The organism is Longimycelium tulufanense (assembly GCF_014645795.1).
Taxonomy (GTDB): Bacteria; Actinomycetota; Actinomycetes; order Mycobacteriales; family Pseudonocardiaceae; genus Longimycelium; species Longimycelium tulufanense.
Genome location: NZ_BMMK01000002.1, coordinates 170,157 through 185,710, shown reverse-complemented (window position 1 = coordinate 185,710; position 15,554 = coordinate 170,157). Strand labels below are relative to the sequence as shown.

At 71.3% G+C, this 15,554-nt stretch carries 15 protein-coding genes; 11 read left to right on the top strand and 4 right to left on the bottom strand.

Annotation, left to right across the window (positions count from 1 at the left end; genetic code table 11):
• The first annotated feature begins 63 nt into the window (after positions 1-63).
• Both IEY55_RS03115 and IEY55_RS03110 read left to right on the top strand, forming a co-directional pair.
• On the top strand, positions 64-558 hold the full coding sequence (locus IEY55_RS03115; RefSeq protein WP_229685933.1) for a hypothetical protein: 495 nt from the start codon (positions 64-66) through the stop codon (positions 556-558).
• A 126-nt stretch (positions 559-684) separates the two neighbouring features.
• Positions 685-2,133 carry a ricin-type beta-trefoil lectin domain protein gene (locus IEY55_RS03110; RefSeq protein WP_189053659.1) on the top strand — a complete coding sequence of 483 codons (1,449 nt, stop codon included), beginning with the start codon at positions 685-687 and terminating at the stop codon, positions 2,131-2,133.
• 97 nt (positions 2,134-2,230) lie between these two features.
• Here the strand turns inward: IEY55_RS03110 and IEY55_RS03105 are convergent, their stop codons facing one another.
• Positions 2,231-2,872, bottom strand: a complete 642-nt coding sequence (locus tag IEY55_RS03105; protein ID WP_229685931.1) for a phospholipase — start codon at positions 2,870-2,872, stop codon at positions 2,231-2,233.
• Positions 2,873-2,977: 105 nt separating this feature from the next.
• The gene (locus IEY55_RS03100; protein WP_189053657.1) at positions 2,978-3,511 is read right to left on the bottom strand and encodes an amino-acid N-acetyltransferase; all 534 of its coding nucleotides are present in this window, start codon (positions 3,509-3,511) and stop codon (positions 2,978-2,980) included.
• Between the two features lie 109 nt (positions 3,512-3,620).
• On the opposite strand from IEY55_RS03100, the gene rimO reads away from it, so the two are divergent.
• From rimO to IEY55_RS03065, 7 genes are all read left to right on the top strand, one after another.
• On the top strand, positions 3,621-5,060 hold the full coding sequence (gene rimO / locus IEY55_RS03095) for a 30S ribosomal protein S12 methylthiotransferase RimO (protein WP_189053655.1): 1,440 nt from the start codon (positions 3,621-3,623) through the stop codon (positions 5,058-5,060).
• The gene (gene pgsA, locus IEY55_RS03090) at positions 5,057-5,689 is read left to right on the top strand and encodes a CDP-diacylglycerol--glycerol-3-phosphate 3-phosphatidyltransferase (protein WP_189053653.1); all 633 of its coding nucleotides are present in this window, start codon (positions 5,057-5,059) and stop codon (positions 5,687-5,689) included. Before rimO ends, pgsA begins: the two co-directional genes overlap by 4 nt.
• A gap of 35 nt (positions 5,690-5,724) precedes the next feature.
• Positions 5,725-6,225, top strand: a complete 501-nt coding sequence (locus tag IEY55_RS03085; RefSeq protein ID WP_189054238.1) for a CinA family protein — start codon at positions 5,725-5,727, stop codon at positions 6,223-6,225.
• A 226-nt stretch (positions 6,226-6,451) separates the two neighbouring features.
• Positions 6,452-6,886, top strand: a complete 435-nt coding sequence (locus tag IEY55_RS03080) for a helix-turn-helix domain-containing protein (RefSeq protein WP_189053651.1) — start codon at positions 6,452-6,454, stop codon at positions 6,884-6,886.
• 684 nt (positions 6,887-7,570) lie between these two features.
• Positions 7,571-8,413, top strand: coding sequence for a PspA/IM30 family protein (locus IEY55_RS03075; RefSeq protein ID WP_189053649.1), 843 nt, complete (start codon positions 7,571-7,573; stop codon positions 8,411-8,413).
• A 19-nt stretch (positions 8,414-8,432) separates the two neighbouring features.
• A complete protein-coding gene (gene pspM / locus IEY55_RS03070; protein WP_189053647.1) occupies positions 8,433-9,416 on the top strand; it encodes a phage shock envelope stress response protein PspM in 984 nt (327 codons plus the stop codon).
• A 292-nt stretch (positions 9,417-9,708) separates the two neighbouring features.
• Entirely contained in the window at positions 9,709-11,010 is a 1,302-nt protein-coding gene (locus IEY55_RS03065) for a uracil-xanthine permease family protein (RefSeq protein WP_189053645.1), read from the top strand.
• 381 nt (positions 11,011-11,391) lie between these two features.
• On the opposite strand, the gene IEY55_RS03060 is transcribed toward IEY55_RS03065, so the two are convergent.
• Both IEY55_RS03060 and IEY55_RS03055 read right to left on the bottom strand, forming a co-directional pair.
• Complete coding sequence (locus IEY55_RS03060; protein ID WP_189053643.1) at positions 11,392-12,189, bottom strand: DNA-formamidopyrimidine glycosylase family protein; 798 nt, start codon at positions 12,187-12,189, stop codon at positions 11,392-11,394.
• 129 nt (positions 12,190-12,318) lie between these two features.
• Positions 12,319-13,176, bottom strand: coding sequence for a ParA family protein (locus IEY55_RS03055; protein WP_229685929.1), 858 nt, complete (start codon positions 13,174-13,176; stop codon positions 12,319-12,321).
• Between the two features lie 113 nt (positions 13,177-13,289).
• Here IEY55_RS03055 and IEY55_RS03050 point away from each other — a divergent pair, with 113 nt between their 5' ends.
• Complete coding sequence (locus IEY55_RS03050) at positions 13,290-14,012, top strand: class I SAM-dependent methyltransferase (RefSeq protein WP_189053639.1); 723 nt, start codon at positions 13,290-13,292, stop codon at positions 14,010-14,012.
• A gap of 200 nt (positions 14,013-14,212) precedes the next feature.
• Entirely contained in the window at positions 14,213-15,469 is a 1,257-nt protein-coding gene (locus IEY55_RS03045; RefSeq protein WP_229685927.1) for a DNA polymerase IV, read from the top strand.
• Positions 15,470-15,554: the final 85 nt, after the last annotated feature.

The following is a 15,554-nucleotide window of genomic DNA, read 5'->3' as shown; positions in this document are numbered from 1 at the left end:
TTTTGCCCTCGTGGCGGCCTCATCTGTTGATGTCGCTAGTACCGTACTGGGAAGGTTCTTGAAGTGCCTCTTCGCGTGCGCAGACTGATGATCGCGAGTGCGCTCAGCATCACGGCGCTCACCGCTGGTGCGACGGCTGTTGCCGTGGCAGCAGCCGGGTCGCCGTCCGCCAAGGAAGATGATCAACCTCCGGCTGTGGAAGACTACGGATACCCAGGGGCGGCCGCAATCCTCAAGGAGAAGGGCATCACCCTGCACAAGGGTGACGGTCATATCCTGTTGACCAAGTGTGACGACGTCGACAAGCAGATCACCGTGCTGACCCGTCACAACAAGGAGGGGCAGTACTGCTTCCGGGTCACCGGTTCCACCGGTTACCTGACCCTGGAGATTCCCGAGACCTTCGCAATTCAGGCCGAGGAACACCCGGTGCGCGCCACGCTCACGGCCAATGGAAAGACTGAGACTCTCGATGTGGACAGGCACCGACTCGAGGGCGTTGGGGAAGGTCTCGTGAGTAGCCCTACCATCCTGATCGAGCTGCGGGTTGGTAGCTGAATATTTCATTGCAGCGGGAATGACGTCAACAATCCCTGACTCAGGGGTGTTCGCTGTCGAAATCGGCAGCGGATCGGCGCATTGCTGCGTGTAGGACCTTCCGGAAAATACCAGGGGAGTCTTGTCGTGTCTGGGAGACGTGTGAGGGCGGGCCTGGTGGGTCTGCTGACGGCGGTGTCGGCTGTGGTGTCCGGGGTGCCGGCTCTGGCGGTGAGCGCTGGTAGCGCGGTCAAGGCCGGGGAGCTTCCATTCGTCGCGAAGGTGGATGTCGACGGGCGGTCGTGTAGTGGGGTGTTGGTTGATCCGGAGTGGGTGGCCACGGCGGGTCCATGCTTCCCGTCCGGTGGGGTAGGGAAGGCGACGGCGACGGTGGGGCGGTCGGATCTGCGGGGCCAGGATGGCCAGCGGGTGACGGTCGTGGACACCGTGCGGCGTGCGGATCGTGCGGTGGTGTTGGCCCGGTTGGCGCGTCCGGTGTTGGGGGTGCCGCCGGTTCCGGTGTCGACGGTGGCGCCGAGGTCGGGTGAGGTGCTGCGGGCCGCGGGGTTTGGGCGTACTGCGGAGGAGTGGGTGCCGAACCAGGCGCACGTGGCGTCGTTCAGGGTGGAGGAGGTCACCGGCACGCGGGTGGACGTCGTCGGAGCGGAGGCCACGGCGGCGATCTGTAAGGGTGATGCGGGTGGTCCGCTGTTGCGGGAGGCCGGTGGGCGTGTCGAGCTGGTGGGCCTGAACCACACCTCGTGGCAGAAGGGGTGTCTGGGTGAGACCGAGACCCGGGATGGGGCGCGTGGGGTCCGCCTGGACACCATCGCCGGGTGGGTTGGTGAGCAGATTCCGCGGGTGACCATCCGTAACAGCAACGGGTTGTGTTGGGATATCGGTTCCAACAATCCGGACACGCCGGTGATCATGATCCGGTGTCAGTTCGGCAACGGCAGTCAGTACTGGTGGACGTTGCACGCCGATGGCACGATCCGCAACACCAATGGGCTGTGTGCCCAGGCCACTCCCCAGAACACGGTGGTGACGCAGAAGTGTCGGCCGGGCCAGGCTGCCCAGCGGTGGACGTGGGCGGCCGACGGGTCGCTGCGCAATGCTGCGCAGGAGCTGTGTGCCGACATCGTGTCGAACAACCCGGGTACGCCGGTGATCGCGGTGCGGTGTGCCTTCGGGAACCCCAGCCAGCGGTGGTCAGCGCTGAGTGACACGATGATCCGCAACTCCAACGGGTTGTGTATGGATCTCAACACCAACAACCGGGGGGAGATCGTGCTGACGATGAACTGTCAGCCGACCAACCCGAGTCAGCGGTGGGCGTTCGGGGCGGACAGGACCATTCGGAACTTCAACGGGCTGTGCATGGACCTGTCCTCCAACGCCGAGGACACCGCCGTGCAGATGGTCACTTGTCAGCCGACCAACCCCAGCCAGCACTGGGAACTGACTCCGGACAAGACCATCCGCAACCACAACGGGCTGTGCATGGACATCTCCTCCAACACACCCCGCACCACCGTGATCATGATCCGCTGCCAACCCACCAACCCCAGCCAACACTGGACCCAACAACGCTGAACCAGCGCAGGTGTGCCGGTAGCAGGAACTGACACCCGCCCGTGCGCCGCGCGACGACCGCGTGGCGCACGGGCGTTCCTGGATGGGGTGGGGCGGCTCAGCGGGGGAGCTGGAGGTGGTTGACGAAGATCTTGAGGCTGGTGCGGATCATCCTGAGCTTGTCGCGTAGGCGTTCCAGCGCGATGCCGAAGGTCTCGCCTCGTTGGGTGTCCTGAGCCTGCTGACGAACCTTCGCCCTGTCGAGGATCTCCGCCGTGCTCTGACCGGAGCCGCCGAACTGGCGGACGGCGAAGTAGTAGACATCCGCCACGCGACGGCACGTCCGGCTCTCCCCGCAGGTGCTGTGCATGTCGGCACGGAACCGGTCGTCGATCTTCTTCCGACTCGTCTCGTCGAAGCGGATCTGCACCTTGTAGTTGCGATAACCGAAGTCGTGCCGGTGGCAGGAAGACTGGAACTGGAAGCCGAAGGGTGTGTCCGGGGCCTTGGAACAACCATCGGAGGACCAGTCGATCTGCTTGGCGTGGGGCCGCTGCCCGCGCAGCTCGCCGAACTGCGGCAGCGTCCGCTGGAACAAATAGTCGTCGGTCACCAGCCGAAGCTGGGCCGGGCTCAGCAGGTCGGCATGGGCGGTGTCCGAGCCGAGGAACAGGCCGGCGCATGCGGTCATAACAGCGCCCGCGGTGAGCGCGCCGCGCCGGGCCGTCCGGGTGGTCGCGAAGGCAGGGCTGGCGGCCACGGGGAATCTCCCTTCGAACGGCGGATGTCGCCACCGCTATTCGAACGCGCCCCGCGCGACGCCGAACACCTTCCGATGTCGCAACTGTGGGTGAAAAAGTGGTGACTATCTGGTCACGGAGTGTGGTCCGGGCAGTTCGAGCAGCATTCGCGTGTTGCCCAGCGTGTTGGGCTTCGCGTAGGGCAGGTCCAGGAACTCCGCGACACCCTCGTCCGCCGACCGGAGCATCTCCTCGTACATCTCCGGAGTCACCGGGGGCCCCGAGATCTCCACGAACCCGTGCCGCGCGAAGAACTCGGTCTCGAAGGTCAACACGAACAACCGGCTCAACCCGAGCTCGTTCGCGACCGCGATCAACTGCCGCACCAGGGCATGCCCGGCCCCGCGCCCCCGCGCTGTCGGGTCCACGGCCACGGTCCGGACCTCGCCCAGGTCCTCCCACAACACGTGCAGCGCGCCGCAGCCGACGATCGAGGCGCCCTCCGCCTCGGCCACCCAGAACTCCTGGACGTCCTCGTACAGTGTGATCAGCTGTTTCCGGAGAAGGACCTTTCCGGCGTAGTGGTCCACCAGGGCCTTGATCGCACGGACGTCGCTGGCCCGGGCCCTCCGCACGACGAACCCTGGTTCACCTGACACGCCCGCCGAGACTAGTCGGTCCCCGCGCCCGCCCGGGCGCCCGCGCGGTCCATCCGCCACGCCTCCCGGCGAAGCTGAGTCCGTCCAGCACGCGGGCTACGCTACGGACGTGTCGACCCCCGCCGATTCCCGTCGTGTCGCCCTGGTCACTCTCGGCTGCTCCCGTAACGAGGTGGACTCCGAGGAACTCGCGGGCAGGCTGACCGCGGACGGCTGGGAGCTGGTGGACCCGGACGGCCCGGCCGACGTCGTGCTCGTCAACACCTGCGGCTTCGTCGAGTCCGCCAAGCAGGACTCCGTGGACACCCTGCTGGCCGCCGCCGACACCGGCGCCAAGGTGGTCGCGGTCGGCTGCATGGCCGAACGTTACGGCGCCGAGCTGGCCGAGCACCTTCCGGAAGCCGACGCCGTCCTCGGCTTCGACCACTATCCGACGCTGGGGGAGCGGCTGACCGACGTGGTCGCCGGCCGCCGCGTCGAGTCGCACCAGCCCGTCGACCGCCGCACCCTCCTGCCGATCACGCCGGTACAGCGCCCAACCGCCGCCGAGCAGGTCTCGCTGCCCGGCCACGCATGGCTGCCCGGCGCCAGGCCACTGCGCCGCCGCCTGGACGACTCCCCGCTGGCCCCGCTCAAGCTGGCCTCCGGCTGCGACCGCCGCTGCTCGTTCTGCGCCATCCCGTCGTTCCGCGGTGCCTTCGTCTCCCGGCCGGCCGAGGAGATCCTCGGTGAAGCCGCCTGGCTGGCCGAACAGGGCGTGCGGGAACTGTTCCTGGTCAGCGAGAACTCCACCTCCTACGGCAAGGACCTCGGCGACATGCGGGCCCTGGAACGGCTGCTTCCGCAGCTGGCCGCGGTCGGCGGCATCGACCGCGTCCGCGTTTCCTACCTGCAGCCGGCCGAGACCCGGCCCGGGCTGGTGCGGGCGATCGCCACCACGCCCGGTGTGGTGCCGTACTTCGACCTGTCCTTCCAGCACGCCAGCGAGCCCGTGCTGCGCCGGATGCGCCGGTTCGGCTCCACCGAGTCCTTCCTGGCTCTCCTCGAGCAGGTCCGCCAGCTGGCGCCCCGTGCCGGGGTGCGCAGCAACGTCATCGTCGGCTTCCCCGGCGAGACCGAGGAGGACGTCGCCGAGCTGGAGCGCTTCCTGGCCGCGGCCAAGCTCGATGCGGTCGGCGTGTTCGGCTACTCCGACGAGGACGGCACCGAGGCCGCCGGGTTCGACGGCAAGCACGATCCCGACACCGTCGCCGAGCGCGTCGCCCGGATCTCCGCACTGGTCGACGAGGTCACCGCCCGGCGCGCCGAGGAGCGCGTCGGCGAGGAGGTCGAGGTCCTCGTCGGGCAGGCCGCCGACGAGGACGACGACTGTTCGGGCTGGGCCGAGCACCAGGCGCCGGAAGTGGACGGCGAGTGCGTGTTCGCCGACGGCGCCGGGATCGCGGTGGGCGACCTGGTCCGCGCGCGGGTGGTCGCCGCCGAGGGCGTCGACCTGGTGGTCGAGCCGGTGGAGGTGCTGCCCAGAACGCGGGTGGGGGCCGAGGCGTGAGCGAGTCGGCGGCCCGCGGCTCCGGCCACCCCGTGGGTGGCCGGTCGGCGGTCCGGCGGCCGGCGCCGCTGCTCAACATCGCCAACGTGCTCACCCTGACCCGGCTCCTGCTGGTGCCGGTGTTCCTGCTGACCCTCTTCGCCGAGGGCGGGCACGACCCGGTGTGGCGGCTGATCGCCTCCGGCGTGTTCGCGCTGGCCGCGATCACCGACCGGTTCGACGGCGACCTGGCCCGCCGGCACGGCCTGATCACGGACTTCGGCAAGGTCGCCGACCCCATCGCGGACAAGGCACTGACCGGCTCGGCCCTGGTCGGCCTCAGCCTGCTCGGTGACCTGCCGTGGTGGGTGACCCTGGTGATCGCCGTCCGGGAGATCGGCGTGACCCTGCTCCGGTTCTGGGTGATCCGCTACGGCGTGATCCCGGCCAGCCGGGGCGGCAAGGCCAAGACACTGGCCCAGGTGGTCGCCATCGGGCTGTACGTCCTTCCACTGCCCTCCGTCCTGATGCCGGTGGCGGTCACGGCGATGGGCGTCGCCGTCGTGCTCACGGCGGTGACCGGCATCGACTACGTGGTGCAGGCCGTGCGGCTACGGGCCCGCGGGCGGCAGGCGCGAACCGGGGCCTGATGAGCGGAACGTCGTCGCTCGGGCCGTTGCCCGACATGGTCGGTCTGTCGGACGAGGAGCTGGTGCACCTCGTCGGGCTGCTCCGCGACCGGGGCGAGACCGTGGCCACCGCCGAGTCGTTGACCGCCGGGCTGGTCTGCGCGGTGCTGACCGCCGTGCCCGGTGCGTCTGCCGTCGTGCGCGGCGGAATGGTCGTTTACGCCACCGACCTGAAGGCACGGCTGGCCGGCGTGGACCCCGAACTGCTCGCCGAACGTGGGGCCGTTGACCGGGACGTGGCCGCACAACTCGCCGCCGGAGCCCGCGACCGGTGCGGCGCGAGCTGGGGCCTGGGTTTGACCGGCGTCGCCGGGCCGGACGGGCAGGACGGCGTGGCACCCGGAACCGTCCACATCGGTATTGCCGGGCCGAACGGGACGAGCGTCCGCACGGTGACCCTCGGCGGCAATCGGCAGGCCGTCCGCGCCGGCGCCGTCCGGGTGGCCCTACGCGCACTGTCCGATGTGGTGTTCACCACCACCGATCGTGGCGACTGAGGGTGTGACACCGACCATCGGGTGATCACAGGTACGGCGGGAACGATGGTGCGGCGCGGGGCGTTGGGAAGGGCGTGCGCCCAACCCCCTCGCCGCTCCTGCGAGCAAGTGAAGATCGTTCGCCCTTGGCGGACGTCTCGGCGATCTCGCTGTGCGTGCCAGGCCTGCTCGGTAACGTGGGCGGTGCGGGCGTCAGCCCGGACGCCCGGCCGAGAGGAGGCGCGCGATGACCGTGTTGTTGCGCGAGGCGATCGGTGAGCGGCTGCGCCGCACCCGAACCGCCCAACGTCGCACCCTGCGGGAGGTCTCGCGTGCCGCCCGCGTCAGCCTGGGTTACCTGTCCGAGGTGGAACGGGGTCGCAAGGAGGCGTCCAGCGAGCTACTCGCCGCGATCTGCACCGCCCTGGAGCTGCCGCTCTCGGAGCTCCTGGGCGATGTCGCCTCGGACATCCGCCGCGGCGAGCCGGCCGTCCCGGCGGTGCCCGCGGCCCCGGTGGAGACCCCCGAGCCCGTCGCCCCGAGCGCCGGGGAGCGGGCGGACGAGCTGGTGCCCAGCCTGGTCGGCGAGTTCTCCGACCTGCGCCTGCAGCCCGCGCTCAGCCACCCGCTGCCGGCCCCGATCAACACCAAGATCAGCGGCAAGGTGGTTGTGGCCGCCTGACGCTCGCCGGGTGTGGCCCGGGCGGGTCGGTGCTGGTCCTGCGCGTGATCGAGCCCGCCGAAAGGTGGGTCGCTCCCGCGTACCCACCCGGCTGCCCCGGCCGCACCTCGTCGGGGCGGCCGGGGATCGTTCCCGCTCAGTCGGGTTGCTCGGCGTTGGTGGGTAGCGGCCCCGTTCGGGCTCAGGGTTTGCTCGCCAGTGGTCGTGCCAGGCCGCGGCCGGACCCAGTGCCGGTGGCCGACCTGGACAGGGCAAACGGAGTCGGTCGGGCGATCGTGTCGGCGGAGCCAGCAGGTGGTGCGAGGCACCGGTCCCGGCGCGGGCGATGCCTCGGCGGGCCCTGGCTGTTCCGGGCCGGCGCGCTGGTCGCTGGTGCCAAGGGGTGGCGTCCGGGCGCCGTCCGCGGCGCCGGGCAGCGGTCTGGTCGAGGCCGAGGGACCGGCCGAGCCCGCTGTCCGGGATCATGGGACGTCGGTCGCGGCCGGTCCAGCCGCCACAACGGCGGCCCGGGGCATCCTGGCTGCCCCTGAGCAGGGTTCAGGGTCGGCCCGGAGATCTCTTAGGGTCGCTGGAACCGGTTCGGCCGACCTGACACGATGGAACCAAGAACCGGATCCGGGTCGCTGTCCGGTCGGTACCCTCGCGCGGACCGGGCAGGGTATGGGGAGAAGGCAGGCGGAGGAGATGGCCAACCCGTTCGTGAAGTTCTGGAAGTACCTGATGGCGGCGTTCTCGTCCAAGATCGACGAGCACGCCGATCCGAAGGTGCAGATCCAGCAGGCCATCGAGGAGGCGCAGCGGCAGCACCAGGCGCTCTCCCAGCAGGCCGCCGCCGTCATCGGCAACCAGCGCCAGCTGGAGATGAAGCTCAACCGGCAGCTGGGCGAGATCGAGAAGCTGCAGGCATCGGCCCGCCAGGCGCTGGTGATGGCCGAGCAGGCCGCCGGCCAGGGCGACACCGTCAAGGCCCAGCAGTACGAGCAGAGCGCGCAGGCGTTCGCCAGTCAGCTCGTCACCGCCGAGCAGGGCGTCGAGGACCTCAAGGTGCTGCACGACCAGGCGTTGACCGCCGCCGAGCAGGCCAAGCAGGCCGTGGAGCGCAACGCCATGGTGCTGCAGCAGAAGCTCGCCGAGCGGACCAAGCTGCTCAGCCAGCTCGAGCAGGCCAAGATGCAGGAGCAGGTGTCGTCCTCGCTGCGGCAGATGACCGAGCTGGCCGCGCCCAGCAACACGCCCTCGCTGGAGGACGTGCGGGAGAAGATCGAGCGCCGCTACAGCACCGCGATCGGCCAGGCCGAGCTGGCGCAGGACTCGGTGCAGGGCCGGATGCTGGAGGTCCAGCAGGCCACCGTCGACATGGCCGGCGCCAGCCGGCTCGAGCAGATCCGGGCCTCGCTGCACGGCGGGTCGCTGACCTCCGGACAGACCGCGGCCGGCCAGGTGACCGGTGGCCAGCAGGCCGCCCCGCAACCCGCCCAGCCGCAGCAGCGGCAGGAGGATCAGCAGTCCCAGCCCGGCCAGGCCTGACCGGTACCGGCGGCCGGCCATGGGGGCGCGTCACGATCGCTGGCAGGAACGCTGGGAGCGGCACCGGTACCGCCTCGAGCAGGTCGAGCGGTACGCCCGTCAGTGGCAACGCCGCCACCAGCGCGATCTCGCGCGGACCGAAGCGCGGCGGGATCGGCACGTCCGGCGGCGGTCGCAGGGGGAGCGGCTGGCGCGCCAGGCCGCGGAGATGGCACCGGTTGCCGGCGAGATCGGTCAGGCGGTCCTGACCGGGTTGCGCGGCAGGATCGCCGCGCGGAAGGACCCCCGCGCGCGGGCCCTGCGGAAGCGCCGCAGGGCCCGGCGCGCCCTGCGTTTTCGCGGCTGGACCGCGGGCATCGGCGGTGGTGCCACGGGCGCCATGGCGATCCTGCAGGCGCCGCCGGAGGTGATCGTCGGCGGTGGCGGCTTCACCGCGTTGTTCACCGCGCTGGCGGTCAGTGCCGGCCTGCGGCTGCGGAAGCTGAACCGCTCCCCGTTGCCGGAGCCGACGGCGGTGCCGCCCGAGCTCCCGCCGGTCGGCTCGGCCGCCCGGGAGCCGATGGAGCGACTGGCCGGTGCCGAGCAGAGCCTGAACGAGCTGCTGCGGCAGCTGCGGGCACCGGGAAGCGCCGGCGTGGCGGCGGTGCCCACGGAGTCGGTGTCCGACACCGAGGCGTCGGCGCGTGCGGCCGCCGATGCCCTCCGTGCCGTGGCTGCCCGGCTGCGGGCCGTGGAGCTGGCGCGGGACGCGGCGCCGAGCGGGGAGCGGGAACCGCTGTCGGCGGATGTGCGGAAGCTGCGGGCGCGGCTGGACGACGGGGTCGACGACTACGGCCGGCTGGTGGCCGCGGCCGGGCGTGCGGTGGCCGCGAGTGCGGACGGTGCCGATCAGGCACCCCGTTCGGTGCTTGCCGACGCCACGGACCGGCTGGCCGGGCTGGCGGTCGCCCTGCGCGAGCTAAACGGTGGTTTTCTTGGCTCCGATCGGGCGGACACCGGCTGAGAGGACCCCGAGACCCCTTGCCGCCCGTCACGGAGAGTGCTTATTTTTCCTCCTTATGTCCGCTTTGTCGGTACTATTTCACTCTTTCGAGCGGCTACCCGGTAGTTTTCTGGTGTCGGCCGAACCGCGCCGTTGATGATCCCCCGGGCGGACGAGAGCCCGCGAGGTGACGGGTGGAGCGAAGCCCGAAGCCGAGCAATCCAACAGAGCGACGGGTGGAGCGAGCATCGCAACGGGGCGACAAGTCGCGTAGCGAAGCCCGGAGCCGAGCAATCCAACACGGGAGGGCCGTGTGGCGCTGTGGACCCTGCACGGTGACGGTCGACGGGTCACCGACGGCGCCGTGGTGGCTCCCAACGAGCGGTTAAGTTGGCCGCTGACCCTTGGCTTCGGTGTGCAACACGTCGTCGCCATGTTCGGCGGCGTCCTGCTGGTGCCGATCACCACCGGCTTTCCGGTCACCACGACCCTGCTCTTCTCCGGCCTGGGCACCCTGCTGTTCCTGCTGGTCACCCGCAACCGGGTGCCCGCCTACCTGGGTTCCTCCTTCGCCTTCATCGCCCCACTGGCCGCCGCCAAGTCCGCCGGGGCCGGCCCCGCCGAGCAGCTCGGCGGCGTGCTGGTCGCCGGGCTGGTGCTCACCGCGGTCGGCGTGGCCGTCAAGGCACTCGGCGTGCGGTTGCTGGAATCCGTGATGCCGCCGGTGGTCACCGGGGGCGTGGTCGTGCTCATCGGGTTGAACCTCGCGCCCGCCGCCACCCACTCCTTCGCGGCGCAGCCGGCGATCGCGATGGTCACGCTGGCGGTGATCTTGCTGACCGCGGTGCTGGGCCGTGGCCTGGTCGCCCGGGTCTCGGTGTTGGTGGGTGTGGGTGTCGGCTGGGTCGCGGCCTGGCTGTCCGGCGGGCTGGACCCGGGCCGGTTGACCAGCCTGCGGGAGGCACCCTGGTTCGGCCTGCCCGAGTTCACCTCACCGCAGGTCCGGCCCGATGTCGTGTTGCTCGTGCTACCCGTCGTGGTCGTACTGGTCGCCGAGAACATCGGGCACGTCAAGGCGGTGGCCGCGGTGACCGGGCGCAACCTGGACGGCAGCGCCGGCGACGCGTTGATCGGCGACGGCCTGGCCACGTCGATGGCCGGGCTCGGTGGTGGCTCCGGCACCACCACCTATGCCGAGAACATCGGCGTGATGGCCGCGACACGGATCTACTCGACCGCGGCCTACGTCGTCGCCGCGCTCGCGGCGGTCGCACTGTCGTTCTCCCCGAAGTTCAACGCGCTGGTGTTCACCGTGCCCAACGGGGTGCTCGGTGGCGCAACCCTGGTGCTGTACGGCTTGATCGGTCTGGTCGGGGTACGGATCTGGATGGACAACGCGGTCGACCTCACGCACCCGGTCAACCTGATGGTGGTCGCGGCGGCTCTGGTGGCCGGCATCGGGAATCTGACCCTGGACATCGGTGGTGTCCAGTTGGGCGGGATTGCCTGGGGCTCGATCGGGATCGTGTTGCTCCATCCGATCCTGCGCCGGCTGTACGCACGCAGCCACTCCCAGAGCCGGACGAAGGCCGAAGGCGTTCGCCGTCCGGTGTAAGGGGGGCGTACGAAAGTCCTCGGCCGACCGGGACTGATCCGCTCAACATCGGGCTGGCACCCAACCAAGGAGCACTTGGCCGGCCTGGCCGACAAGAGCGGCTGTTGTTGTAAGGAAATTGCGGACACTCGGAACGGCGCCTGCGCACAGCTCTCGCCTTGTGGCGCTTTCGGGAACGCGTTGGGAAACGTCCGAACGCCGCGGCATCAGTCGCGACTGACAGGGTCGGCGTGCTGTACCACGGCCGGGGCCCACGATCGACCGGTCACACCTGGCCCGACCGGGACTTCCCAACACAGTCCGAGAAACCCGAGGTCTGGAAATCGACGGCGAATCATGTCCTGTGGCAATGCTTTCCGCCCCGTGCCAGCCTCGCCCGGATCACGGGTACGGACCGGACTGGCAACGCGGGCAGTAGTAGGTCACCCGAGCTCGAGTACCGCCGCCCTGCGGTGCACTACGCACGACTTCCCCACAGCGCCGGCAGGGCCGGCCCACCCGCTCGTACACCCAATGCTGGGCGTCGCGACCCAGCTCCCCGGTCGTGGACTGCTCGGGCCGGGCGGCGTTGCGCAGCAACAGCTTGCGACTCCACCGGATTGCCGCCCGAACGTCCACATCGGATACCGGTGTCCACGGGGAGATGCCCAGCAGGAAGCAGACCTCCGTCTTGTAGAGGTTGCCCAGCCCGGCCACGGCGGTCTGGTCCAGCAACGCGACCCCGACCTCCCGGTCCGGGACCCGGGTGAGCCGGCGTACCGCCTCGTCCTCCTGCGCCCGGCCCCAGACCGGGTCGAGCAGGTCCGGGCCGAGGTGGCCGACCAGCCGGTGCTCCTCGCTGGTGGGCACCAGCGCCATGTCGTGCAGGCGGAAACCCACCGCCACCCGGTGCTCGGTGGCCAGCACGGCCCGCACCTGGTGGACGGGCCCACGCCACCGCTCGCCCGGTCGGTACAGGTGCCACGACCCGTCCATCCGGAAGTGGGTGTGCAGGGTGGTGCCGTCGTCGAACCGGATCAGTAGGTGCTTGCCGACCGACCGGACGGACAGCACCCTACGGCCCGCGAGGTCCACCGTGGACAGTCGTGGGTGGCGGAGCTCGCCGCGGACCAGCCGCTGCCGCGTGAGCGCGGCGTGCAGCCGCCGTCCGGCGAGGTAGACGGTGTCGCCCTCCGGCACGGCTCAAGTGTGTCGTGTCGGGGCAACGATTCGGCGGAGCACGTCACCTCCCGTGATCGGCGGCCGTTCGGACACCGCCCATGGTGCGGGACGGGACCGTCGGTACCGCCAACCGGGGGAGGGGATGGGTCATGTGCTCCCCCCAGCCGGGTAGCCGCGGGCGTCGGCGTACTCCTGCTCCTCCGGGGTGGGCCGGCGCCGCCGGCTCGCCCGGAGCACCCGAGCGAGCAGTAGGTTGAACCCGAGCGCGACCTCACGGGCGCCGGGCGTGCCCCACTGGTGGATCGGCATGCACGCGCCCTGCGCCTGCTGCACCGCGAGCCGGTCGGGCAACGCCACCGGCATCACCAGCGGGCCGAAGATCTCCCGCAGCTCGTTGATCCGGAACTGGTGCTCGTGCGAGCGCGGGCGGACCCGGTTGACCACCACGCCCAACGGCTGCAGCTCCGGGTTGTGCCGCTCCCGCTCGTTCTGCACCGCCTCGAACGCGCGCTGCACGCCCGCCACCGCGTAGAGGGTCGGCTCAGTCACCAGCATGGCCCGGTCCGCCGCGACCAGTGCGGAGCGGGTCAGCTGGCCCAGCGACGGCGGACAGTCCAGCAGCACCAGCTGGTAGGGCAGCTCGCCGTCGGCGGCCCACTCGTTGACCTTCTGCAGGACCTTGCCCAGCCGGCTCAACCGGCTCAGACCCGGGTCGGGGTCGTTGTGCGACTCGGCGTCCTCCGATCCCCGCAGCACGTCCACACCCTCGCCCCAGCCGCTCGGCGCGATCGCCGAGGCCAGCACCGACCGCCGCGGGTCGTCCAGCACGTCGGCCAGCGTCGCCCCGCTGTCCTCGGGCTCCAGCGTGGTTGTGGCGTTGCACTGCGGGTCGAGGTCGACGACCAGGGTGCGGACGCCCCGCCGTAGTGCCGCGGAGGCGAGCCCCAGCACCACGGTCGTCTTGCCCACACCGCCCTTCAGGCTCAGTACGGCCACCGTATGCACGGGCAGCAGCCTAAACGGAGATCCGGGGCAGTGGGGTTCGCCCATCGGCGAGCCGCGCACCCGCGGTGAGGCCACGGTGGGCGGCCGGGGCAGCTCGAATAGGCTCTCCGGCCATGCGGACCGACGCGGTGCACCGGGTGCTCCATGCCGAGTTCGAGGCCGCCCGCGAGCGCCGCGCCGGCGAGCCGCCGCAGGTGCTCGACGTGGGCGGCGGCAGCGGGGTGTGGGCGGTGCCGCTGGCCGCGGCCGGCTGCGCGGTGACCGTGGTCGACGCCAGCCCGAACGCCCTGGCCACGCTGCGGCTGCGGGCCGAGGAGGCCGGGGTGGCCGACCGCGTGCGCGCCGTGCAGGGCGATGCGGACGCCCTGGCCGAGCTGGTGCCGGACGGCGGCGCCGACCTGGTGCTGGGGCACGGCCTGCTGGAGGTGGTCGACGACGCGGCGGCCGCCGTGACGGCGCTGGCCGCCGCGGCCCGGCCCGGGGGCGCGGTGTCGGTGCTCGTCGCCAACCGCTACGCGGCGTTCCTCGCCCGGGTGATGGCCGGCCGGCTCACCGAGGCCCGGCGACTGCTCGACGACCCGAACGGGCGGCTCGGCGGCACCGACCCCGTGCTGCGGCGCTTCGACTGCGCGAGCCTGCGGGCCCTGTTGACCGAGGCACACCTGGACGTCGAGGTGCTGCAGGGGTACGGCGTGATCACCGACCTGGTGCCGGGCTCGGCGTCGGAAACCCCCAGCGCCGCGGACTTCTTGGCCGAGCTGGAGCTGACCGCGGCCACCCGCCCGCCGCTGCGCGACATCGCCACGCGGCTGCACGCCCTCGCCCGCCGCCGCTGACACCCGCCAGGACGTGCACTACACCCGACCTCGCCTCATACCCCGGAAACTCCGGCTCGACCGCACTGCACCGTCAGGCGCGCTGATCACGCGCGGTGCGGTGTGGGGCGACGTGGCGCGGCGTGGCCCGGGGTCGTCGGGGGTGAGCCGTAGACTTCCGGCAGGTCGAACGCGTGTTCGAAGATTGTCGGGGGTGTGCGGTGGGACGCAGCGGTGACCTGCCCCGGGAATTGGGGCGAGCGCGCCGGGATGGCACGCCCGACGACACGGGCTGCGTCCTCCTGCATGTCGACATGGACGCCTTCTACGCGTCCGTGGAGGTGCGGGAGCGCCCCGAGCTGCGCGGTAAGCCGGTCGTGGTCGGCGGGGCGGGCCCGCGCGGCGTGGTGTCCTCGGCCAACTACGAGGCCCGCCGCTACGGCGTCCGCTCCGCCATGCCCGGCACCCGGGCCCGCCGGCTGTGCCCGCACGCGGTGTTCCTGGCCCCGAACTTCCGGCGCTACCAGGAGGTCTCCCGGGGCGTCATGGCGATCTTCAAAGACGTCACCCCGCTGGTCGAGCCGCTGAGCCTGGACGAGGCGTTCCTGGACGTCTCCGGTGCGCTCCGTCGCCTGGGTACCACGCCGGCCGGCATCGGCGAGCTCCTCCGCGCCCGGGTCGCCGCCGCGCACGGCATCACCTGCTCGGTCGGGGTGGCCGCCACCAAGTTCGTGGCCAAGCTCGCCTCCGGTATGGCAAAGCCGGACGGCATGCTCGTCGTCCCCGCCGCCGAGATCATCGACTTCCTCCACCCCCTCCCGGTCTCCGCGCTGTGGGGCGTGGGCGCGCGCACCGCCGAGCAGCTCGAGCGGATCGGGCTGCGCACGGTCGCCGACATTGCGGCCGCCCCGCTGCCGCGGCTGCGCCGCACTCTCGGCGTCGCCATGGCCGAGCATTTGCACGCCCTCGCCCAGGGCCGGGACGAACGCACGGTGGTGCCCGACGCCGAGGAGAAGTCGGTCGGCACGGAGGAGACCTTCGACACGGATCTTCACGACCGCGCGCAGCTGCACCGGGAGCTGCTCCGGCTCAGCGAGCGGACGGCGGCCAGCCTCCGCGGGCGGGGCCTGCGCGGCCGCACCGTCTCGATCAAGGTTCGGTTCGGCGACTTCCGGACGATCACCCGGTCGCGCACACTTGCCGTCGCCACGGATGTGACGCATGAGGTGTACGAGACGGCCCGCCAGCTATTCGACACGGTCCCGCCCGAGCCCGTCCGGCTGCTCGGCGTGCGGATGGAGCAGCTGGTCGTGACCGCCCGGGCGGCCGAACAGCTCAGCTTCGACACCCCGGACCGCGGGTGGCGGGAGGCGGACCGGGCGGCGGACGCGGCTCGGTCCCGGTTCGGGTCGGCGGCCGTGGCGCCCGCCTCGTTGCTGCCCCGAGCGGGTGGGAGTCCCGATTCACGTGGAACGTGAGGGTGGGACCGGCTAGTCGCGAGGTTGCGCGGATCGTATCCTCGGGGGTGACGCCCCCAAGGCGGGGTGCCCGCCGGGTCCGGCG

Excerpts from the sequence above, each read along its gene's own strand:
- pspM (WP_189053647.1), top strand. The coding sequence starts at position 8,433 with ATGGGGGCGCGTCACGATCGCTGGCAGGAACGCTGGGAGCGGCACCGG.
- IEY55_RS03085 (WP_189054238.1), top strand. The coding sequence starts at position 5,725 with ATGGTCGGTCTGTCGGACGAGGAGCTGGTGCACCTCGTCGGGCTGCTC.
- IEY55_RS03075 (WP_189053649.1), top strand. The coding sequence starts at position 7,571 with ATGGCCAACCCGTTCGTGAAGTTCTGGAAGTACCTGATGGCGGCGTTC.
- IEY55_RS03050 (WP_189053639.1), top strand. The coding sequence starts at position 13,290 with ATGCGGACCGACGCGGTGCACCGGGTGCTCCATGCCGAGTTCGAGGCC.
- IEY55_RS03080 (WP_189053651.1), top strand. The coding sequence starts at position 6,452 with ATGACCGTGTTGTTGCGCGAGGCGATCGGTGAGCGGCTGCGCCGCACC.